The organism is Tepidamorphus sp. 3E244 (genome assembly GCF_046159835.1).
GTDB lineage: Bacteria > Pseudomonadota > Alphaproteobacteria > Rhizobiales > Tepidamorphaceae > JACKJK01.
Genome location: NZ_JBJXCY010000001.1, coordinates 1,082,389 through 1,103,576, shown reverse-complemented (window position 1 = coordinate 1,103,576; position 21,188 = coordinate 1,082,389). Strand labels below are relative to the sequence as shown.

At 65.1% G+C, this 21,188-nt stretch carries 20 protein-coding genes; 8 read left to right on the top strand and 12 right to left on the bottom strand.

Annotated elements, in window-relative coordinates; translation table 11 throughout:
• The first annotated feature begins 98 nt into the window (after positions 1 to 98).
• The 6 genes from ACKTEK_RS05275 to ACKTEK_RS05250 all read left to right on the top strand — a co-directional run bounded on the left by ACKTEK_RS05275 (position 99) and on the right by ACKTEK_RS05250 (position 7,149).
• The gene (locus ACKTEK_RS05275; protein WP_409164193.1) at positions 99 to 1,583 is read left to right on the top strand and encodes a replicative DNA helicase; all 1,485 of its coding nucleotides are present in this window, start codon (positions 99 to 101) and stop codon (positions 1,581 to 1,583) included.
• The gene (alr, locus tag ACKTEK_RS05270; protein ID WP_409164192.1) at positions 1,580 to 2,713 is read left to right on the top strand and encodes an alanine racemase; all 1,134 of its coding nucleotides are present in this window, start codon (positions 1,580 to 1,582) and stop codon (positions 2,711 to 2,713) included. The genes ACKTEK_RS05275 and alr overlap by 4 nt, the downstream gene beginning before the upstream one ends.
• Before the next feature lies 1 nt (position 2,714).
• Positions 2,715 to 4,112, top strand: a complete 1,398-nt coding sequence (gene radA / locus ACKTEK_RS05265) for a DNA repair protein RadA (RefSeq protein WP_409164191.1) — start codon at positions 2,715 to 2,717, stop codon at positions 4,110 to 4,112.
• A 126-nt stretch (positions 4,113 to 4,238) separates the two neighbouring features.
• On the top strand, positions 4,239 to 4,853 hold the full coding sequence (locus ACKTEK_RS05260; RefSeq protein WP_409164190.1) for a CvpA family protein: 615 nt from the start codon (positions 4,239 to 4,241) through the stop codon (positions 4,851 to 4,853).
• 74 nt (positions 4,854 to 4,927) lie between these two features.
• Complete coding sequence (gene purF, locus ACKTEK_RS05255) at positions 4,928 to 6,397, top strand: amidophosphoribosyltransferase (RefSeq protein ID WP_409164888.1); 1,470 nt, start codon at positions 4,928 to 4,930, stop codon at positions 6,395 to 6,397.
• The gene (locus tag ACKTEK_RS05250; RefSeq protein WP_409164189.1) at positions 6,394 to 7,149 is read left to right on the top strand and encodes an SDR family NAD(P)-dependent oxidoreductase; all 756 of its coding nucleotides are present in this window, start codon (positions 6,394 to 6,396) and stop codon (positions 7,147 to 7,149) included. Before purF ends, ACKTEK_RS05250 begins: the two co-directional genes overlap by 4 nt.
• 4 nt (positions 7,150 to 7,153) lie before the next feature.
• Here the strand turns inward: ACKTEK_RS05250 and ACKTEK_RS05245 are convergent, their stop codons facing one another.
• The 7 genes from ACKTEK_RS05245 to ACKTEK_RS05215 all read right to left on the bottom strand — a co-directional run bounded on the left by ACKTEK_RS05245 (position 7,154) and on the right by ACKTEK_RS05215 (position 14,456).
• Positions 7,154 to 8,251 (bottom strand): glycosyltransferase, encoded by a 1,098-nt coding sequence (locus ACKTEK_RS05245; RefSeq protein ID WP_409164188.1) that lies wholly within the window; start codon positions 8,249 to 8,251, stop codon positions 7,154 to 7,156.
• 83 nt (positions 8,252 to 8,334) lie between these two features.
• Complete coding sequence (locus tag ACKTEK_RS05240; protein WP_409164187.1) at positions 8,335 to 9,432, bottom strand: glycosyltransferase; 1,098 nt, start codon at positions 9,430 to 9,432, stop codon at positions 8,335 to 8,337.
• A gap of 10 nt (positions 9,433 to 9,442) precedes the next feature.
• Positions 9,443 to 10,816: a ribosome biogenesis GTPase Der gene (der, locus tag ACKTEK_RS05235; RefSeq protein WP_409164186.1), complete on the bottom strand. Its 1,374-nt coding sequence runs from the start codon at positions 10,814 to 10,816 to the stop codon at positions 9,443 to 9,445.
• 30 nt (positions 10,817 to 10,846) lie between these two features.
• A complete protein-coding gene (locus ACKTEK_RS05230) occupies positions 10,847 to 12,193 on the bottom strand; it encodes a PQQ-binding-like beta-propeller repeat protein (RefSeq protein WP_409164185.1) in 1,347 nt (448 codons plus the stop codon).
• The gene (locus tag ACKTEK_RS05225; RefSeq protein ID WP_409164184.1) at positions 12,190 to 12,861 is read right to left on the bottom strand and encodes a tetratricopeptide repeat protein; all 672 of its coding nucleotides are present in this window, start codon (positions 12,859 to 12,861) and stop codon (positions 12,190 to 12,192) included. Before ACKTEK_RS05225 ends, ACKTEK_RS05230 begins: the two co-directional genes overlap by 4 nt.
• A gap of 194 nt (positions 12,862 to 13,055) precedes the next feature.
• Entirely contained in the window at positions 13,056 to 13,877 is an 822-nt protein-coding gene (panB, locus tag ACKTEK_RS05220) for a 3-methyl-2-oxobutanoate hydroxymethyltransferase (protein ID WP_409164183.1), read from the bottom strand.
• A gap of 3 nt (positions 13,878 to 13,880) precedes the next feature.
• Positions 13,881 to 14,456 (bottom strand): NnrU family protein, encoded by a 576-nt coding sequence (locus ACKTEK_RS05215; RefSeq protein WP_409164182.1) that lies wholly within the window; start codon positions 14,454 to 14,456, stop codon positions 13,881 to 13,883.
• Positions 14,457 to 14,544: 88 nt separating this feature from the next.
• Here ACKTEK_RS05215 and ACKTEK_RS05210 point away from each other — a divergent pair, with 88 nt between their 5' ends.
• Both ACKTEK_RS05210 and ACKTEK_RS05205 read left to right on the top strand, forming a co-directional pair.
• The gene (locus ACKTEK_RS05210; protein WP_409164181.1) at positions 14,545 to 14,889 is read left to right on the top strand and encodes a TraR/DksA family transcriptional regulator; all 345 of its coding nucleotides are present in this window, start codon (positions 14,545 to 14,547) and stop codon (positions 14,887 to 14,889) included.
• A 219-nt stretch (positions 14,890 to 15,108) separates the two neighbouring features.
• Positions 15,109 to 15,879 (top strand): L,D-transpeptidase, encoded by a 771-nt coding sequence (locus ACKTEK_RS05205; protein WP_409164180.1) that lies wholly within the window; start codon positions 15,109 to 15,111, stop codon positions 15,877 to 15,879.
• A 60-nt stretch (positions 15,880 to 15,939) separates the two neighbouring features.
• Here ACKTEK_RS05205 and ACKTEK_RS05200 read toward each other — a convergent pair whose 3' ends face one another.
• From ACKTEK_RS05200 to ACKTEK_RS05180, 5 genes are all read right to left on the bottom strand, one after another.
• The gene (locus tag ACKTEK_RS05200) at positions 15,940 to 16,614 is read right to left on the bottom strand and encodes a DUF3047 domain-containing protein (protein ID WP_409164179.1); all 675 of its coding nucleotides are present in this window, start codon (positions 16,612 to 16,614) and stop codon (positions 15,940 to 15,942) included.
• A gap of 103 nt (positions 16,615 to 16,717) precedes the next feature.
• Positions 16,718 to 17,089: a hypothetical protein gene (locus tag ACKTEK_RS05195; RefSeq protein ID WP_409164178.1), complete on the bottom strand. Its 372-nt coding sequence runs from the start codon at positions 17,087 to 17,089 to the stop codon at positions 16,718 to 16,720.
• 49 nt (positions 17,090 to 17,138) lie between these two features.
• Positions 17,139 to 18,422, bottom strand: a complete 1,284-nt coding sequence (locus ACKTEK_RS05190; RefSeq protein ID WP_409164177.1) for an outer membrane protein — start codon at positions 18,420 to 18,422, stop codon at positions 17,139 to 17,141.
• A gap of 422 nt (positions 18,423 to 18,844) precedes the next feature.
• On the bottom strand, positions 18,845 to 20,413 hold the full coding sequence (gene guaA / locus ACKTEK_RS05185; protein WP_409164176.1) for a glutamine-hydrolyzing GMP synthase: 1,569 nt from the start codon (positions 20,411 to 20,413) through the stop codon (positions 18,845 to 18,847).
• Between the two features lie 34 nt (positions 20,414 to 20,447).
• Positions 20,448 to 21,188: a class I SAM-dependent methyltransferase gene (locus tag ACKTEK_RS05180; protein ID WP_409164175.1), complete on the bottom strand. Its 741-nt coding sequence runs from the start codon at positions 21,186 to 21,188 to the stop codon at positions 20,448 to 20,450.

Here is a 21,188-nt window from a genome sequence, read left to right as displayed (position 1 = left end):
CAAGAGCGCGCGCGAAGTAACGCGCGCCAGCGTTCGCCCTAGAAATTTCGTTCATACGAATCGCCCCACACCGGGCGTTTCAGCAAACCAGGCAGACCATGTCCGTCACACCGATCAAGGCACTCGACTCGAAGGTCCAGGAATACCGGCAGGTTCCCCACAACCTGGAGGCCGAGCAGGCGCTGCTGGGCGCGATTCTCGTGAACAACGAGGCGTACTACCGCGTCTCCGATTTCCTCGAGCCGGGCCATTTCCACGACGGTGTGCATGCACGCATCTTCGACGTGCTGAGCCAGGTGGTGCGCGCGGGCAAGACCGCGACCCCGGTGACGCTCAAGACATTCCTCGATGGCGATCCGCCGGTCGGCGACCTGACCGTGCCGCAGTACCTGACCCGCCTTGCGGCTGCCGCGACCACCGTCATTAACGCCGCCGACTATGGCCGTGTGGTGCGCGACCTCGCGACACGCCGCGAGTTGATCGGCGTCGGCGAAGACCTCGTCAACATGGCCTTCGAGGCCGCCGCCGACCAGCCGCCGGCCAAGCAGATCGAGGTTGCCGAGCAGCGCCTCTACGAACTCGCCGAATCCGACAAGTACGGCTCCGGCTTCGTCGGCTTTGCACAGGCCGTGCGCGGCGCGGTCGACATGGCCAACAACGCCTACAAGCGCGACGGGCACGTTTCGGGCGTCGCAACCGGCCTCCGCGATGTCGACGAGATGCTCGGCGGCATGCAGCCCTCCGACCTGGTGATCCTTGCCGGGCGTCCGGCCATGGGCAAGACGGCGCTTGCCACCAATATCGCCTATGCGATGGCGCAGGCGCACAAGACCGAGATCCAGCAGGACGGGCGCGAAAAGACGGTCAACGGCGCGATCGTCGGCTTCTTCTCGCTGGAAATGTCGGCCGAACAGCTGGCGACCCGTATTCTTTCGGAGCGCTCCAGCATCGGTTCGGACCGCATCCGTCGCGGCAAGATCGGGCAGGACGAGTTCCAGCGGTTGGTGGATGCCGCCCGCGAGCTTGAGCAGATCCCGCTCTACATCGATGCCACTGGCGGCCTGACGATTGCGCAGCTTGCCGCCCGAGCACGGCGTCTGAAGCGCCAACGCGGCCTTGACATGATCGTGGTCGACTACCTGCAACTGCTGCAGGGATCCAAGCGCGCCGGCGACAGCCGCGTGCAGGAAATCACCGAGATCACCACCGGCCTAAAGGCGCTGGCGAAGGAACTGGACGTGCCGATCCTCGCGCTGTCACAGCTTTCGCGCCAGGTGGAAGCGCGCGACGACAAGCGTCCGCAGCTCGCCGACCTTCGAGAATCCGGCTCCATCGAGCAGGACGCCGACGTGGTGCTCTTCGTCTACCGCGAGGAGTACTACCTCAAGAACCGCAAGCCCAAGGAAGGGACGGAAGACTTCCTGACCTGGGAAAACGAGATGGAAGCGGTTCACGGCATCGCCGAGCTGATCGTCGGCAAGCAGCGTCACGGCCCCACCGGCACCGTGAACCTGCAGTTCGACGGCGAATTCACGCGCTTTTCCAACTACGCGCATGGCGGCCTTCCCGACCGGTTCGAATGAGCGCGGGCGAAACCTCTTCCCCCTCCAGGCCCCAGTGGCACGGCCACGCGGGCGAAGCCTGCGCGCAGCTTCACGTCGACCTTGACGCGCTTGGCGAAAACTGGCGCACCGCCGACCGGCTGTCGGGCACGGCCGCGTGCGCAGCCGTGGTCAAGGGCAACGCCTATGGCACGGGGATCGAGCGCGCCGTCCCTGCACTGCTGCATGCAGGCGCGCGCACCTTTTTTGCCGCGACGATTGGCGAGGCGCGCCGCGTCCGCACCGCCTGCGGCCCCGACATTCCCATCTACGTGCTGAACGGGCTGCTGCCGGGCACGGCGGGCGCCTTCATCAAGTGCGACCTGCGCCCGGTTCTCGGCACACTTGAAGAGGTTGCCGAGTGGCGCGAGGCGGGCGGCGGACTTGCCGCACTGCATGTCGACACCGGCATGAACCGCTTCGGGCTTTCGCTCCAGGATGCGCAGGCTGTCGCCGCGCAAGGCGGCCTCGACCTTTCACTGGTGATGACGCACATGGCCTGTGCGGACGAGCCGGGCCATGCGGTCAACGCCCGGCAGATCGCGACCTTTGAAGACGTGCGCTTGCTGTTTCCCGGTATGCCCGCGTCCCTGTGCAACTCGGCGTCGGTCGCGTGGCTCGGCATTGGCGGGGACTATGATCTCTCGCGGCCCGGCATCGCGCTCTACGGCGGCGAGCCGATCAATGGCCATGACAACCCGTTCCGGCCGGTCGTTGAACTGGTTGCGCCGGTGCTGTCTGTCCGCGATGTTGCCGCGGGCGATATCGTTGGATACGGCGCCACATGGACGGCGCAGCGTGACACCAGAATCGCCACCATCGGCCTTGGCTATGCGGACGGATTTCACCGGGTTGCCAGTGCCGGCGACGGCGAAAGCGCCTACGCGGTGCAGATCGACGGTCAGCGCGCGCCTCTCGCTGGCCGGGTCAACATGGACCTGCTGACCGTGGACGTGACGGACATCGCCGATGTATCGCGCGGCACGCCGGTCACCGTCATCGGCGGGGCGATCCCCTTGAGCGAGACGGCACAACATTTCCGCACCAACGTCTACGAGGTTCTCACCTCGCTCGGCGCGCGCTATCACCGCCGCTACATGGAGGCCTCCTGACTTGGCGCGCAACAGCACGAAATTCGTCTGCCAGAACTGCGGTGCACAGCATGTGCGCTGGAGCGGGCGGTGTGACAATTGCGGCGAGTGGAACACGCTCGTGGAAGAAGACGCAGCCTCCGCGCCTGTTTCCGGCTCGCAGCGCAAGGCGCGCCCCGGAAGGCCCGTCGCGCTGTCGGCGCTGTCGGGTGAGGAAGACCAGCCGCCGCGCGTCTCCAGCCAGGTACTTGAACTCGACCGGGTCTGTGGCGGCGGGCTGGTGCGCGGCTCTGCCCTCCTCGTTGGTGGTGATCCGGGAATCGGCAAGTCGACGCTGCTGCTGCAGGCAGCCGCCGGGCTCGCCAATGCCGGCCGCAAGGTCGTCTACGTCTCGGGCGAAGAGGCGATCGACCAGGTGCGGCTGCGCGCGACGCGTCTCGGCCTTGCCAGGTCGAACGTGGGGCTCGCGGCAGAGACCAACGTGGAGAACATTCTTGCGACGCTGGAGACCGGCACGCCGGCGGACCTCGTCGTCATCGATTCCATCCAGACGCTGTGGACCGATTCCATCGAATCGGCGCCCGGCACCGTCTCGCAGGTGCGCGCCAGCGCGCAGATGCTCATCCGTCACGCCAAGCGCTCCGGCTCGGCGGTCGTGCTCGTCGGCCACGTCACCAAGGACGGGCAGATCGCAGGTCCCCGCGTGGTGGAGCACATGGTGGACGCAGTGCTCTATTTCGAAGGCGACGGGGCGCACCAGTTCCGGCTGCTGCGCGCGGTGAAGAACCGCTTCGGCCCGACCGACGAGATCGGCGTCTTCGAGATGAGCGACATGGGCCTGCGCGAAGTTCCCAACCCCTCCGCGTTGTTCCTCGGCGAACGCGATGCGTGGGCGCCGGGTGCAGCCGTGTTTGCCGGGATGGAAGGCACGCGGCCGATCCTCGTGGAGATACAGGCGCTGGTGGCCCCTTCCACGCTCGCTACGCCGCGCCGCGCCGTTGTGGGGTGGGATTCCAACCGGCTGTCGATGATATTGGCCGTGCTCGATGCCCATTGCGGCTTGAAGCTCGGCGCGCAGGACGTGTATCTCAACGTGGCGGGCGGGTTGCGGATCGTGGAACCGGCTGCCGATCTTGCCGTTGCTGCTGCATTGGTTTCGTCCATGGCGCGCAGCGCGCTCCAGCCGGATGCGGTCTACTTCGGTGAGATCAGCCTGTCGGGTGCCATCCGCCCCGTCGGGCACGAGGCGACCCGGCTGAAGGAGGCCGCCAAGCTCGGTTTCACGCAGGCGATTGCGCCGGGTGCCGGCACGGGCGGACAGGACGGTGAAGGATTGCGGACGCGGCGGGTCGATTCGCTGTCGACGCTGGTCGCGGCCATCGCGGCAAACGCGCCGAAGCGCGAAGGCGAAGACACATAAACGCCGCATGATCGGCGGCACGTGCGTCATCGGACTCGCAACGCTCGGCGATTTGGTTTATTCGGGCTGCAAACAGGCGCCGGGCGGCTGCCGACGCGGCATTTGCAACGACAGGCAAGGCCTTCCATGATTATTTCCGGACTCGACATCATTCTCATCGTGGTCGCGGTGATCTCTGGCCTGCTGGCCATGGTTCGCGGGCTGACACGCGAGATTCTCTCCATCGCCTCGTGGGCGGCGGCGGTGATCGCCACGGTCTTCGCCTATTCCCGCTTCAAGGGCCTCGTTCGCGAGCAGATCGATCCGGACCAGCTGGCCGACATCATCCTGATCGGCGCGACCTTCATCATCGTTCTGATCATTGTCAGCTACATCACGTCGCGGATTTCTGACTTCATCCTCGACAGCCGGGTCGGCGCGGTGGACCGCACGCTCGGCTTCTTCTTCGGGATTGCACGCGGCCTCTTGCTTGTCGTCGTCGGCTACCTATTTTTCGACTGGTTCGTGCCCGAGGAGAAGCGGCCAGACTGGATCACCCAGGCACGTTCGCTGGAACTCATCGAGACAACGGGCGAAAAGCTCATGAATCTGCTCCCGGAAGACCCGGAGAGCGCGATTCTCGACCGCGTCCGCAAGGAATTCGAGGGCGACGAGACCCCCGGCGAACCGGCACCGGAAGGCGACGATGCAACCATCGACGGCCTGATCGAGAGCGACCCGGCGACGAACAACAGCAACTAGCGGCACATGCGGCCCACCGGGCCGCACCCCACTGACGTTGACCTGCGACATATGTTGACTGCGAGGACAAGGCCCTGACCAAGACCCTCACAACTCATCCGTTCGACGACGATGACCATCTGCACGAAGAGTGCGGCGTCTTCGGCATTTTCGGACACGAGGATGCCGGTGCGCTGGCGACCCTCGGCCTGCACGCGCTCCAGCATCGCGGGCAGGAAGCAGCGGGCATTGTTACCTATGACGGCGTCCAGTTTCACAACGAGCGCCACATCGGCCTTGTTGGCGACAACTTCACCAAGCCGGCAGTGATCGAGCGCCTCAAGGGCGACCGCGCAATCGGCCATTCGCGCTACTCGACGACCGGCGCGCCGGTGCTGCGCAACGTGCAGCCGCTGTTCGCCGAGTTTCACGGCGGCGGGTTTGCCGTCGCCCACAACGGCAACATCACCAATGCCCGCAGCCTTCAGCGCTCGCTGCAGCGGCAAGGCGCGATCTTCCAGTCGACGTCCGACACCGAGACGCTGCTGCACCTGATCGCGATGGAAGATATCGGCCCGATCGTCGAACGCCTGACCGGCGCGCTGCGCCAGCTTGAAGGCGCCTTCGCCATCGTCGCCATGTCGGAGAAGAAGCTGATCGGCGTGCGCGACCCGCTCGGCGTGCGCCCGCTGGTCCTGGGTGAACTCGACGGCGCGCCGATCCTGACGTCGGAGACCTGCGCGCTCGACATCATCGGCGCGCACCACATCCGGGATATCGAGCCGGGCGAACTCATCGTCATCACGGAAGACGAGATCCGCTCGCTCTACCCGTTCACGCCGCAGCCCTCGCGCTTCTGCATCTTCGAATACGTCTATTTCGCCCGTCCCGATTCCACCGTCGAAGGCCGCAACGTCTACGAGGTGCGCAAGCGGATCGGGCAGGAACTCGCCCGCGAAATGCCGGTCGATGCCGATCTGGTGGTGCCGGTTCCCGATTCCGGCACGCCGGCAGCCATCGGCTTCTCTCAGGAATCCGGCATTCCCTTCGAACTCGGCATCATCCGAAACCACTATGTGGGCCGGACGTTCATCGAGCCGACGGATGCCGTGCGCAACATGGGCGTGAAGCTCAAGCACAACGCCAACCGCAAGATGATCGAGGGCAAGCGCGTGGTGCTGGTGGATGATTCCATCGTACGCGGCACGACCTCGCTGAAGATCGTGCAGATGATGCGCGATGCGGGCGCGAAGGAAGTGCATATGCGCATCGCCAGCCCCCCGACCACCAATCCCTGTTTCTACGGCGTTGATACGCCTGAGAAGTCCAAGCTGATCGCCTCGCGCATGTCGATTGCCGACATGGCTCAGTACATCAAGGTGGACTCGCTGGCCTTCCTGTCCATCGACGGGCTGTACCGGGCGGTGGGCGAGGCCGCGCGCCAGAATGATTTGCCGCAGTACTGCGATGCCTGCTTCACCGGCGAATACCCGACCCGCCTGACCGACAAGGAAAGCGCGCGCGAAACCGTGCGCCAGCTCTCGCTGCTGTCGGAGACGGCATGATCGAGTTGCCTGACCTGTCCGGACGCGTCGCGCTCGTCACCGGTGCGAGCCGTGGCATCGGCTACGCCGTCAGCGTGGGCCTTGCCCGCGCCGGCGCGCATGTCATCGCCGTTGCACGCACCGTCGGCGCGCTGGAAGAACTCGACGACGCCATCAAGGCGGAAGGCGGACAGGCGACGCTGGTGCCATTCGATCTCGCCGACATGGACGCCATCGACCGCCTGGGCGGCGCGATCTTCGACCGCTGGAAAAAGCTGGACATCCTGTTCGCCAATGCTGGCGTACTGGGTCCGCTGACGCCGCTCTCGCACATCAAGCCGAAGCAGTGGGATGAGGTCGTCACGACGAACCTCACGGCCAACTGGCGGCTGATCCGCACGCTCGACCCCCTGCTCCGCGCCTCCGATGCCGGGCGCGCCGTCTTCATGACGACAGGCGCGACCTATGCTCCGCGGCCCTATTGGGGCGCCTACTCGATTACCAAGATCGCGCTTGAGCAGATGGCCCTCACCTACGCGATGGAGGCGGTCAACGTGCCGCTGAAGATCAACCTGGTGAACCCGGGCGCGACGCGCACCGCCATGCGCGCGCAGGCCATGCCCGGTGAAGACCCGGAAACGCTGAAGTCACCCGCCGACATCGTGCCGCAGATCATGCCGCTGTTCGCGCCGGAGCTTGAGCATCACGGGCTGATCTACGATGTGCCGCGCGACACCTGGCTGTCGCGGCCGGAGCCCGTCGAGGCGAATTGAACCGTCACAGTTTTGGCAGCGCGGCCACGCGTTCAAGCGAGGCGACGGCATCTCGCATTCGGAAGCCGTCGAGCGCCGCGTCTTCGATCTTTGGCGGGTTCGCCATCACTCGCCGCAGGCAGTCTGCCAGTGCATCGGCATCCCCGAGCGGAAACAGGAACGGCGCGAGATTGCCGCGCATGACCTGCCGTGAGCCGCGTCCGGGACAATCCGACGACACGACCGGGGTGCCGCAGGCCAGCGCCTCCAGCAGCACCATCGGCAATCCTTCAAAATCCGACGTGACGACCACGACACGCGCAGCGCGCATCCACGGATAGGGGTTGGCGCGAAAGCCCGGTGTGTGAATTCGGGTCGCACGCGATGACGACGACACCAGTTGCAGGACGCGATCATCGAGCTTGCCGAGCAGCACGAGGTCGGCATCGATCACGGACCTCTCGAATGCCTCGATCATCAGGTCATGGCGTTTGAGCGGCGCGGGCCGCGCCACGTGCAGCAGGAAGGGTCGCGTCGGCAGATCGGGTTCCGGCTCCGCGCTCAGGGCGCGAATGATCTCCGGTTCGACGGCGTTTGGCTGGGGATAATCATTGGCGACGCGGAAGGTGCAATTCTCCCGCAGTTCATTGGCCAGCCCCGGCGCAACGGTGAGGATGTTGGCACCGTCATAGATCGCCTTGTAGCGCCGCAGCCATCTGTTCGACTTGCGTCTGGAAATCTCCCGCAAGGCAAAGAGCTCGTGGTGGAACGGGCCGTGTATGTGGAACAGCGTGCGGGGATGCTTGATCCGCCGCAGCAGGCCGTCCGCATGCGGCAAGGCCGAGACGACGAGGTCGAACCGTCCGTCGCGTTCCATCCGCCGCACCAGCGATCGCAGCTTCCACGTATCGCGCAGTCGACGGCGGAAAGACGTGCCGAACTTCTGATCGGGCCCGACGAGGATCGAGACGGGAATGGTGTTCGGCACATCGTGGTCGGCAAGGTCCCGCAGCACGATGATGCGCGCGTCGTGCCCTGCTGCACGCAGTCCGGCGACGAGCGAAATCGTCATGCGCTCGGCGCCGCCGCCCTGAAAATCCGGGAGAATGAATAGAAACCGCACGACACCCGCACTGCTCAATCTGACGTATGGGAAACCATCGTCCGGCAGCCGGCCAAGATCAAGCCTGAGGGGTCAATCGGGCCTCAAAGCGTGTCGCGTGAAGCGATGCTCTCCAGGGTCGCCACGGCATCTTCGGTGCGGAACCCATGCAAGGCATCGGGGCTGATTTCAGGCGGGTCGGACACCAGCAGGCGAATGCGGTCGCTGAGCGCTGAGGCATCCCCGACGGGGAACAGGAACCGCTCCAGGTCGCCGCGCATGACCTGGCGCGGGCCGCCCGCCGGGCAATCGGTTGAGATGACGGGGGTGCCGCATGCCAGCGCTTCAAGCAGCACCATGGGCATGCCTTCATAGTCCGAGGTGAGCAACAGGCCGTCAGCAGCCTTGATCCACGGAAACGGGTTGGCGCGAAATCCGGGTGTCAGCACCCTGCCCGACAGGCCCATGTCGGCAATCATGCGCTGCACCTTGGACGTGACCTCGCCGATCAACACCAGCTTGTGCGCGACGTCCGCGCGGCGAAAACCTTCCAGCAGCAGGTCATGCCGCTTGAGAGAGACCATGCGGCCCACATGAACGAGGAACGGCTCGACAGGCAGGCGCGGCTCCGGCTCGGTGGCAAGTGCGCGGACGCGTTCCGCATCGATGGCGTTCGCGATCGGGTGCACCGATCCCAAACGGACCCCGCACTTTTCGGCAAGGTCGCTGGCGACACCGTCTGCGACGCTCAGCACGGGCGCATCGCCATAGACCCGGTGCAGCCGCCTCCGCTTTCGCCAATGCTTGAAGCGAGAGGTCGCAGCGGCCGTTTCGAGCCCCGGCGACATGGGGCCGTGCAGGTGAAACACGAGGCGCGGATGCCGAACCCTGCTGGCAATGGCATCGGCGAACGGAAGGGCGGAAACCATCAGGTCAATCGGCCCTTCCCGCTCCAGCTCCGCGAGCCGGCGCTTCAGCCGTCCACCCAGCGGGTAGATCCGCCAGAGAAGGTTGGCGAGCGGTTCGCGCTTTTGCACCAGTGGTGAAATCGCGATGCCGTCTGCGGCCTGGTAGGCGTAGCGCGCCCGCACCGTGGTGATGGTGACATCGTGGCCGCGCGCGTGGAGCGCGTCCGCCAGATTGACCGTCACGCGTTCCGCACCGCCGCCTGCAAGGTCGGTGATGAAGAAGGCGAAACGCATCGGCTCAGGGTCAGGCGTAGGGGTTGTCGGACTTGCGCACGATGAAGCGCACCGTGGTGCCGACTAGCCCGAATGTTTCCTTCAGGCTGTTCACCGCGTAGCGCCGCCACGCATTGGGCACAGCTTCCGGGCGCGAGCAGAACGCGACAAAGGTCGGCGGCCTGCTCTTCACCTGCGTGACGTAGCGCAGCTTGAGCCGGCGCCCGGCCACGGCGGGCGGGGGATGGGCTGCGGTCGCCTCGGCCCACCAGCGATTGAGCTTGGCGGTCGAGATTCGGATGTTCCAGCGCTCGTGCACTTCCACGATGGCGCGGGCCAGGGACCCGATACCCGAGCCGGTGAGACCGGACACCGGCACCAGCGGACATCCTCGAAGCTGCGGCAGCAGGCGGTCGGACATCTCGCGCAGGCGCAGGGTCGCTTCCTTCTTGTCCTTGACGAGGTCCCACTTGGCGAGCGCGATCAGCACGGCGCGGCCTTCGCGCTCGGCAAGGTCGGCAATGTGGAGGTCCTGCTTCTCGAAGGGCATCGTGGCGTCGACCATGACAACCACGACTTCCGCAAAGCGGACGGCGCGCAGCGTGTCAGCGACGGAGAGCCGCTCCAGCTTGCCCGTCACGCGGGCGCGGCGACGCATGCCGGCCGTGTCGAACAGCCGGAACGCGTGATCCTTCCAGGTGAAATGGACAGCGATGGAATCGCGAGTGATGCCGGCTTCCGGACCGGTCAGCAGGCGTTCCTCGCCGATCATCTTGTTGATGAGCGTGGACTTGCCCGCGTTGGGGCGTCCGATGATGGCGACCCGGATCGGCCCCGGCGGGCGCTCGCCCTCGCTCTCGCCGACCTCGGCCTCGATGGCGCACGCGGCAGCATCTTCCTCGGCCTTCAGCGCCTCGTCATAGGGCAGCAGCGCCTCGTAGAGGTCAGCCATGCCCTCGCCGTGCTCGGCAGACACCGGAACCGGGTCGCCAAGGCCAAGCGAGAAGGACTCGTAGATGCCGGCTTCCGCGGCGCGGCCTTCGCACTTGTTGGCAACGAGGATGACGTCGCCGCCGCGCTTGCGCAGCAAGTTGGCGAAATGCTCATCGATGGGGGTGATGCCGGTGCGCGCGTCAATGACGAACAGCGTCACGTCGGCGAGTTCGATGGCCGCCTGGGTCTGGCCCGTCATGCGGCCTTCGAGGGTTTCGGGCGCGCTTTCCTCAAGCCCCGCGGTGTCGAGCACCGTGAAGCGCAGATCGCCGATGCGCGCTTCCCCCTCGCGGCGGTCGCGCGTCACACCCGGCGTATCATCGACAAGCGCGAGACGCTTGCCGACGAGCCGGTTGAACAGGGTGGACTTGCCGACGTTCGGGCGTCCGACGATTGCAATCCTGAGCGGCATTCACCGGGCCCCCCGACGCGGTGTTGCGCGTCAGTTGTAAACGTTGAGACGGCCGGAGTCGTCGAGGACGAGCACGCGGCCAGCAGCACCAATCGGCGGGATCAGCACGCCCTTGCCGAGCTTCGTTTCCGAAACCGTCGAGCCGTTGGTCGGGTTGACCCGCAGCACGCGACCGTCCGCAGAGCCGAGCCACAACGTGTTGCCGGCCAGAAGCGGGCCGACCCAGTTGGTGCCGGACGGCAGGCCGACGGACCACAGGAACGAACCGTCCTCGCGATCCACGGCGACGAGCTTGTTGTCGAGGGTCGCGACGAAGATCGCGTTACCGGAAACGGCCGGCGTGGTCGAACTGGCGACGTTCGCACCCCACAGCCGTTCGCCGCTCTTCAGCGAGATGGCGGCGAGACGCCCACCGACGCCGATGGCGTAGACCGTGCTGCCGACGATGACAGGGCGGGCCGCGACGTCACGAATGCCGGAAACGGCAGAAAAGCGGCTCTGGCCGGTGAGCTGGTCGGACCAGACAGGCGTGCCGTCGCTAGCCTTGAAGGCGATGACCTCGCCGGAGCTGTAGGGCACCACGACGATACCGCCGGACACCGCAGCACTCGACGGCGACATGATGCTCGCCGTCTCCGGAATGCCGTTGTAGTTCCATGCTTCCGTGCCGTCTGCGGCGTTCAGCGCATGCACCACGTTGGTTGCGGAGACGATATAGATCACGCCGTCCGCGACCGTCGGCGCGGAACGGGCCGGCGCGGACAGTTTCGCTTCCCAGATTTGCGCGCCGGTGCGGATGTCCAGCGCCCGCACGGTGTTGTAGGCGGTCGCGACGAACACGCGGCCGGACTCAGCCGCAAGGCCGGCACCGCTGGCGCCACGGCCGCGCTCGTTTTCCGGCTTGGTCGCGATGGCCCATGCCTTGCCGCCGCCCGAGAGCGAGACGGCGCTGACATTCCCGCGTGCATCCATCACCACGGCGTAGCTCTGGTGAACGATGGGCGGTGCAACGAGGCGCGAACGGCGGGCGGAGCCTTCGCCGACCGGCACCGCGAACGCATAGGCGCCCGAGCCGATGGACAGGTGGCCGGGGGCGTTGGTGGCCGGGCCGCCCGGGTTGGGCCATTCGGGCTGCAACTGGGCAGAGGCAAGCGACACGGCTTCGCCGGTCACCGTCTGGCCGCCATCGCCGGCGACAGGCAGCGCGTCACGGCGCTCACCGGGAACCTTGGGTTCGGGGCGCTGGAACGGTTCGATCAGCGAGCCGAAGGTCGGCATCTCGCGCGGCGGCGAGCAACCGGCCAGCGCCGGCACGAAGACGGCGAGCGCTGCGAGCGCGGCGTAGAGCGGGCGGCGGCTTTTGAACAAGTGGGTCACTGGCCACTCCCTTCTCCGGCAGCGGCGAGGCGCGCTGCCAAAAGCGATTGCATCAGTTCGACGCGGCTGCGCATATCCTGCGGCGCGCCGCTATCGGCGATGATGGCATCGAACTGCTCGGCGGCCTCGGCATAGTCGCCGTTGCGATAGGCGGTCAGGCCGAGAATCTCGCGGGCGGAATGGCGCATCGGCGCGTCTTCGCCCGTCAGCCCGCCAATACGCGCGTTCATGTCGGCAAGGGAGGCCGTATCGATCAGCAGGTTGGCTGCGCGGATGCGGGCCAGTTCACGGACGCGGTCGTCGACACCGGAATCGGCTGCGATGTCGTCGTAGGCCGCAACGGCACCGTCGACGTCGCCAGCCTGACCGCGGGCAGCGGCGATGCGCATACGGGCAAGGTCCTCGAACCCGGTGCCGCCTTCGGCGAGTTCCTCGAGGGCAGCTTCCATCTGCTGCGGGTTGTCGTCGTTGTCGCGCACAGCGGAGACATAAGCCTCACCGGCCGCGCCGGCGGTGCGTGCCTGGTACCATTCCCAGAAACGATAGCCGGCGGTGGCAAGGACGATGAGGACGGCGACGCCCATGATGATGGGGCCGAAGCGCTTCCATACATCGTTCATGCGCTCGCGGCGCAGTTCCTCGTCAACCTCGCGGAAAAAATCGGTCATGTAATCGGTACCCTGACGCTGTTCGCGCAGCGGCAAATAATCTGCCGCTTTCCCCATCGTGACGCGAACGGATTCGCTTGTGGTGATACCGCGTGCGCCCCCGGTGCGCAAACGGTGAAACCCGCACCATCGCAGCGCAGGGTTAACCGTGGGATTGGGGCATCACAATGGCGCAGCATCCCTGCTCCACGGCACTAGTCGTCGCTGGCGGGGTAGGTTTCTTCCTCGGCCGGGAAGGAACGCTCCTTGACGGTGCGCGCGTACTCGGCGAATGCCGCATCCATCGCCTGCTCCAGTTCGCCGAAGCGGCGGACAAATTTCGGCACGCGCGGGTTGAGGCCCAGCATGTCCTCGGTGACGAGAATCTGGCCATCGCAGCCAGCTGACGCGCCAATGCCGATGGTCGGCACGCCAACCTGCTGTGTGATGCGGCGTGCGAGCGGCTCGGCAACGCCTTCCACGACGATGGAAAACGCGCCGGCATCCGATACCGCTTCCGCGTCAGCCTCGATCGCGGGCCATCCGGCGCGCTCCTTGCCCTGCACCTTGAAGCCGCCCATGACGTTGACCGCCTGCGGCGTGAGACCGACATGGCCGATCACCGGAATGCCGCGGCGGATCAGGAAGTTGATGGTCTGCGCCATGGCGACACCGCCTTCGAGCTTCACGGCTTGCGCGCCTGTCTGCGCCATCAGCCAGGCGGCGGATTCAAACGCCTGCTCGGGGCTTTGCTCGTAGGTACCGAACGGCATGTCGATGGCGACCAGCGCGTGGGACGAGCCGCGAACGACGGCTCCCCCGTGGGCTGCCATCATCTCCAGCGTCACGGCCAGTGTGCTGTCCATGCCGTACAGCACCATGCCGATGGAATCGCCGACCAGCAGCATGTCGCAATGAGGGTCGGCGATGCGCGCGGTGGCGACGTCGTAAGCCGTGAGGCTGACGATCGGCTCACCGCCCTTGCGGGCGCGAAGTTCCGGAACGGTGACGCGGCGGGCGGGCTTTTGAGCAGACATCGGTTACATCACCTCCACGCCGATGAGCCACGGGTGCAGCCAGAACGCGATGGCCACGTAGAGCGTCGCGCCCAGCACCATGACGAGGACGTCGCTGGCGGGCGCAGCACCAATCGCCTTTTCGTGGGCGATCACATCCACCGGGCGGCGCTTGAGGGAAATCCGGTCGACCACGGCCCAGGCCAGCAGCGAGCCGAACAGCAGCAGCGAGGCGAGATCGCCATTGGCCAGCAGGTGCGCCAGCGCCCAGACCTTGAGCGAGGCGAGCATCGGGTGCTTGGCGTAGGCCTTGATGCGGCTGGGGATGAAGGAGGCAACGAACAGCACCGACGCGATCATCATCAGCAGTAGCGTGACATGGCGCATCCACAGCGGCGGGTCATAGATCTGCGGCGCGCCGGCGGCGCGTGCCTGCCCATAGCCGATCACGATCAGGACCAGCCCGACCAGCGAGACGATGGAATGGACCACCTTGTAGCCATTCACGCCGAGGCGGGCGGCCATCGGCTCCTTGAAGCCCGCGATCTGGACGCTGTGAATGGCGAGAAAGATGACGAGACCTGCGATCAGCAGCGCCATGGGATGCCCCTTTTCGTGCTTCGCGCACGCTTTGCGCGTGCGGTTTCAGCCGTATAGCTTTCCTGCGGTGCAATGAGAAGGACACGACGTGGCAAAGGACGAGCAAAACGCCCGGAAAGCTCTGGAATCGCGCCGCGCGGAGCTGCTATCGCTCTCGCGCATGGCAGCCGGGGACAACGCGCCGGTGGCCCTCGACCAGCAGTCGGTCGGCCGGCTGAGCCGGATGGACGCCATGCAGCGGCAGGCCATGAGCCAGGAACAGGAGCGGCGTCGCGCGCTGGAACTGCGCCGAATCGATGCCGCGCTGGAACGGCTCGACGAAGGTGAATACGGCGAGTGCGACAGTTGCGGCGAGGAAATTTCCGACAAGCGCCTGAGCGTCGATCCGGCAGCCCACCTGTGCATTGCCTGCGCCCGCATGGGCGAGCACTAGCTGCCCCTTCAACCTTTCGGAAACCACGCTGGGCGACTTGCCCGCTTGAGGCGATCACGCGCTTGTTATCTCTGCCGGTGGGTCAGGAAGTCTTAAATCCCTGCATGTAGGCCAGAAAGCGCATTGGTGTTGCGTTACGGAAACATCGCGATAACCGCTGCTTTGGCATAGTGCGATGCAACGTGATGCGTGTTTGAACCGGTTTGGGGGATCGACGTCGTGGATTTCAGCAAGTTTCTTCGCATGGCCGCATTGGGCGGCACGGTTTCACTGGCGGCTTTCGCCGTGACCAGCGCGCAGGCCTCGTCCATCGCCGCATCGTTCCTGCCCGGCATCGAGACGGAAAACCCCTCCGTCTCCGTCGCAGGCCCTGCCCCGGCGGCAGCGCCCATCGAGCTGGCAAGCTTCGGCCCCAACGCTGGCGGCGCGGTGAAGGACAGCGTGCGCATCCTGCGCGGGTCGATCGAATCCAACCTGCCGGTCACGGACATCGCGCTGCGCCACACCGACAAGAAGTTCTTCAGCCGCAACCCGATCAGCTTCAAGCAGGTTCCGCCGACGGTCGAAACGGACAACGACGTCGCGCTGACCAGCGTCACATTCGCGTGGTCCGGCGAACGTCAGCCCTTCGATGAGGTCGTCGCCATCATCGATCTCTCTGACCAGCGCATGCGCGTTTACGTCGAGGGTGTCGAGAAGCATGTCTGGAAGGTTTCCAGCGGCGCGCGCGGATACGGCACGCCGACCGGTGAATGGCGCCCGTACCGGATGCACACGCTGTGGCATTCGCGCAAATACAACATGGCCCCGATGCCGCACTCGGTGTTCTTCCATGGCGGCTACGCGGTGCACGCGACAGGCGCAATCGGCCGTCTCGGCCGCCCGGCCAGCCACGGCTGTATCCGCCTCCACCCGTCGAACGCCAAGCAGTTCTTCCGCCTGGTCAGCCAGTACAAGAAGGCCGGCACCATCGTGCGGATCGTTCGCTAGGCGCGAACCAGACAATTTGATCGATCAGGAAAAGCCGCCCGCGAGGCGGCTTTTTCATGCTCAGATGAGCGTGATCGGCGAGAGGACGGATGCCGAGCGCACGCCGGAATCGTCTGAGTCCGCGGATATCGCCACCCCCACCAGCACGCCAGGCTGGCCTCCGAAGGCCTTGGCATAGTCCGCCGCCAGATCAACCTTCTCGGTGTGCGAGCCGGTGCCTGCCTGACGCTGGATGATGGTTGTACCGCGCCCGTTGAAATAGGGGCTCGGCACAAGCGATCCGCGCGGGTGCGAGCCGCCATGCACGTAGATCAGCATCCGGCTGGACGAGCGAGACAGCAAGCGGCGCACGTTGGGCGTATCGCCAAGGCGGGCCGCAGTCTCCTGGTCGGTGAAGACGAAGTAGATTGCGAGATTGCGGTCATCTCCGCCCTTGCGGGCGAGGTCGGTGGGCGGCACGGACTGATCCACCGTCCAGGACCAGCTTGCCGAGCGGGCATCGCGCGCGCCGGTGGGCACCGCCTTGTAGATGACGGAGGAACTGTGATCGGCGTTCACGCGCAGCGTGTCACCGGTCAGCGCGTAGTCCGTCTTCGGAATGGAGCGGAAGGTGAGTGCATCCCAGCCCTGCCCGTAATTGACGCTCTGCATCGCGTTAGTCGGTGCCGCAAGCCCGATGCCGATGGCGAGCGAGGCGATTGCGATGCTTCGTGCGGGCTTGTTCGTGACAGGCATGGGGGCTCCCTTCGCGTGACTGCGTCACAAGGAGAGCTAGGGCACGGGTCTCGCCGCGACAGGCGCGCTGCGAACACGGTTGCTTGAAGAGGTGCGTCGGCTGCTAGCGCATGACCAACTGCTGCCAGATGACCAGCAGGAAGAAGATCAGCCCGAGGATGAACAGGACCGAAAGGCGCTTGGGGACCTTGTCCCAGTCGCCGGCGAGTGCGCGCGGCGCGACGTAGACGCCGAGGAAGATGACCTTGTAGATGCACTGGAAGATGAGCAGTCCGACCAGTTCCTTCTCCCATCTCAGCCCGGCGATGGAGAGCAGGACAATCGCGCTCCACATGCTCGCGATGAGCACGTTCATGCCATGGGATATCTCGATGTGCTTGCCGTAGATGCGTGCCGGACCGTCCTCGCGAAACCAGAGCAGGTACAGCACCGGCGTCACGACCAGGATGTTTCCGGCATAAGCGAATTCAAGCATGGCACTCTCAGGCGACGGCCCCCGGCTCGCGCAGGGGCGCGTGCCGAAACTAGAACCGACCGAGCAGAGCCGCCCGCAACATGTGCAGGTCCTCGACCGGAACCGTACCAATCTGCCCCTGATCGGGGATGAAATAGATCGTGTCGCCGAGGTTCGTGTAGAGGTACTCGCCCTTCAGGACAATGCGGTCCGTCAGCTTGATGTCCGCACCGGCACCGAACACGGCGCCCGACTTCACGTCGGAATCGTTGAGCGGAACGGTGATCGGGACGCGGGTGCCAACCTCGACCTCGCCAAAGGCGACGCCCGCCGTCAGATACGGCATCACGCGGCCCATGTCGTAGCCGATGCGGCTGCGCGCGGTCGCGATCCAGTTCACGTCAGTAAAGCACTGCAGGGCGCCACAGCCGTTGTTTGTCTGGCCGGAGACATCCGCAAAGGAGATATCGGCCTCGAAGCCGTAGATGAAGCGGCTGCGCTGCCAGTTTATGCCGCCGACGACACCGATCATGCCGCCGTCGATGTCGTAGTCACCGGTCGTGGCGGGGAATGAGTTGTCCTGTCGCGAGGTGCCCCAGACACCACCGCCGATGACACCGGCATAGGCACCCTGCCAGCCGTCGAGCGTCATGCCGGGTTCGCTGGCGGACCCACCTGCCGCGCCGAGATCACCGAACTGGTAGGACAGCGCCGCGCGGACCATGTGAATGTCGGCGTCAACGATGCCGGCCTGCCCCTGTGCCGGGATGTGATAGTAGGTATCGCCCAGATCGACCCACATGTACTCGACGCGGGCATTGATGCGGCGCGTGACCTTCGCCTCGATACCGGCACCGACAGCCAGACCGACATTGATATCGTCATTGCTGAGGGGCGGATCGGCACCGGCGAGCTTCGTGCCCACATCCACTTCGCCGAAGCCCACGCCGGCGGTGAGGTAAGGCATGAAGCGGCCCATGTCGTAACCGATGCGGCCGCGGATGGTGGAAACCCAGTTCACGTCCGTGAAGCAGAGGTCGACGCAGTTGTTTGTCGTCTGGCCGGAAATGTCACCGAAGGCGAAGTCGCGCTCAATGCCGTAGACGACCCGTCCGCGCTGCCAGTTGTGGCCGGTGAAGATACCGACGAAGCCGCCGTCGATATCGTAATCGCCGGTGGTCGGCCCAGCGGTGTTGTCCTGCCGCGAGTCGCCAAACGCGCCACCGCCGAAGATGCCGGCATAGAAGCCGTCCCAGCCGTGGTCCCAAGTCTCGAAGGGTTCGGCCTGCGCCACGCTGGCGGTTGCAAGCGCCGTCGCGCCCAGGAGAAACGATTTCAGAAAACGTGATGCCATGTGTCGGTAGCCCCTGCCCGGTCACTCGGAATGGGACAGCATAGACTCCGGTGCGCGGGAACACTGTATCCAGAAAGCCGCAACGTTTGATTAACCATACGGAATGCGCGGAAATTTCTGCAGGTTTCGCTGGTCATCAACGTGCTGCATATTTGGCTGGAAAGCGCCCAAACCTGATTTTTTCTGACCTAGCGGCAAATCAACGGGCCGACGCGGATTTGGCTCGTGTCGTTCGCATTCCGAGTCAACGCGATGGCGTTCTGATTCAAGCGCTTCGCAAATAGATTCAGCGGATTGGGAAAGCGATTCAAATCGGTGTGGAATCGATTCCGAGTATCTAACTAAATTACTCAAATCGCTAGGGAATTTTCGATCACTTCAAGTGATGATTCCGGCTGTTTCCAGCGTTAAATAAGCGCCGGTCACTCCCACTCGATGGTGCCGGGCGGCTTCGACGTCACATCGTATGTCACCCGGTTCACGCCCTTCACCTCGTTGATGATGCGCGTGGCGGTGCGGCCCAGGAAGTTCATGTCGAAGTGGTAGAAGTCCGCCGTCATGCCATCGACCGAGGTCACCGCGCGCAGTGCCAGCACAAACTCGTAGGTCCGCCCGTCTCCCATGACGCCGACGGTCTTGGTGTCGGTGAGTACGGCGAAGGCCTGCCAGATCGCGTCGTAGAGGCCGGCCTTACGAATCTCGTCGAGATAGATGGCGTCCGCCTTGCGCAGGATCTCCAGCTTCTCGCGGGAGATGCCGCCGGGGCAGCGAATGGCGAGGCCCGGTCCGGGGAACGGGTGACGGCCAACGAAAGCTTCCGGCAGCCCCAGCTCGCGGCCAAGCGCGCGCACTTCGTCCTTGAAGAGTTCGCGCAAGGGTTCGACGAGCTTCATGTTCATGCGCTCGGGTAGCCCACCGACATTGTGGTGGCTCTTGATGGTGACCGAAGGCCCGCCGGTGAAGGAGACGGATTCGATCACGTCCGGGTAGAGCGTCCCCTGTGCGAGGAACCCTGCCCCGCCGACCTTGCCGGCCTCTTCCTCGAATACGTCGATGAAGAGCTTGCCGATTGTCTTGCGCTTCTTCTCCGGGTCGCTCTCGCCTTCCAGCGCGGTGATGAACATCTCGGACGCGTCCACGTGGACGAGCGGGATGTTGTATGTGCCGCGGAAGAGCGAGACGACTTCCTCCGCCTCGTTCATCCGCATCAGGCCGTGGTCGACGAAGATGCAGGTCAGCTGGTCGCCGATGGCCTCGTGGATCAGCACGGCAGCCACGGCGGAGTCGACGCCGCCCGACAGGCCGCAGATGACATTGCCGTCGCCGACCTGCTCGCGGATGCGGGCAACCGCTTCGGCGCGGAAGGCGGCCATCGTCCAGTCGCCGCCGCAGCCGCAGACCTTGTGCACGAAGTTCGCCAGCAGCTTTGCCCCATCGGGTGTGTGCACAACTTCGGGGTGGAACATGAAACCGTAAAAATTGCGGTCCGGGTCACCGAACGCGGCATAGGGCGCGCCTTCCGACTGCGCGAAGACGCGGAAGCCCTGTGGCATCGCGATGACGCGGTCACCGTGGCTCATCCAGACTTCGTGGTTCTCGCCGGGCGCCCAGACGCCGTCGAACAGCGGGCAGCTTTCCTTCACCTCGATGGTGGCGCGTCCGAACTCGCGGTGGTCGGAGCCTTGCGCGTCGCCGCCAAGCTGCACGCACATCGTCATCTGGCCATAACAGATGCCCATGACCGGCACACCAAGCTCGAACACCGCCTGCGGTGCGCGGGGGCTGCCCTCGTCACTGGTGGAGGCTGGCCCGCCCGACAGGATCACGCCTTTCGGCTCGAATGTCTCGAGCGCCTCGGCGGCGGATTGGAACGGGACAATCTCGCAATAGACGCCGGCCTCGCGAACGCGGCGGGCGATAAGTTGTGTGACCTGGCTACCGAAATCGATGACCAGGATGCGATCGGGATGAAGGTCGCTGGCTGTTTCCATGCGGCCCTTTACGGAATCATGAGCGAGTCTTCAATCACCGAAGCTCATAAAGCGTCGTGCGAATGGATGCGAAGCGCCCGTCGGGCACGTCGCAGAGCACGCGCGCGCTCTTGTGCGGCAGATTGAAGGGGGGCAGCGCGAGATCGATTCCACTGCCGAAGTTGAGGCGGATGCGTTCGCCGCTCGGCTTGTCGATGTTGGGCTTGAAGGGAATGCCGCGCGGGAGGCTTTCGGTATCGATCAGGTAGCGATACTGACCTGCGCTGACCTTTTCAAGAAAGCTGGCAATATTCGCGTTCGAGATATGCTGCAGCACCTGACGCACGAAGACGATGTCGGCGGGTGGCAGCGGATCGGCAGCTAGATCGAGCGTGCGAAACTCGACATTTGGGATGTTGTAGTGCTCGCTGTTGGAGGCGACAACGCTGGCGACGATGTCGCAGGCAGTGTAGCTGGCCGCCACCGGTGCAATGCGCGAGCCGACGCGAAAATCGCCGCAGCCGAGATCCAGCATGTCGGGTGCGGTGTCGAGCGTCGCGACGAAGTCCCTGATCGCCTCGACATAGGGATCGACGAGATCGGCGTAGTGCGAACCCGGCCCGGAATTCGGCCGCCCGTCGGCACTGCGGTCCCAACGGGCGTCCCGGTAGATTGTCTCGAAAATGTCCTTGTTGGACGCGCCCGCGTATTCGCGCTCAACGGGTACGAAGCGCAGCTTCATGCGCTTGTAGAGGTGCTCAAGACGTTTGACATAACGGCGGACCGTTATCGTCAT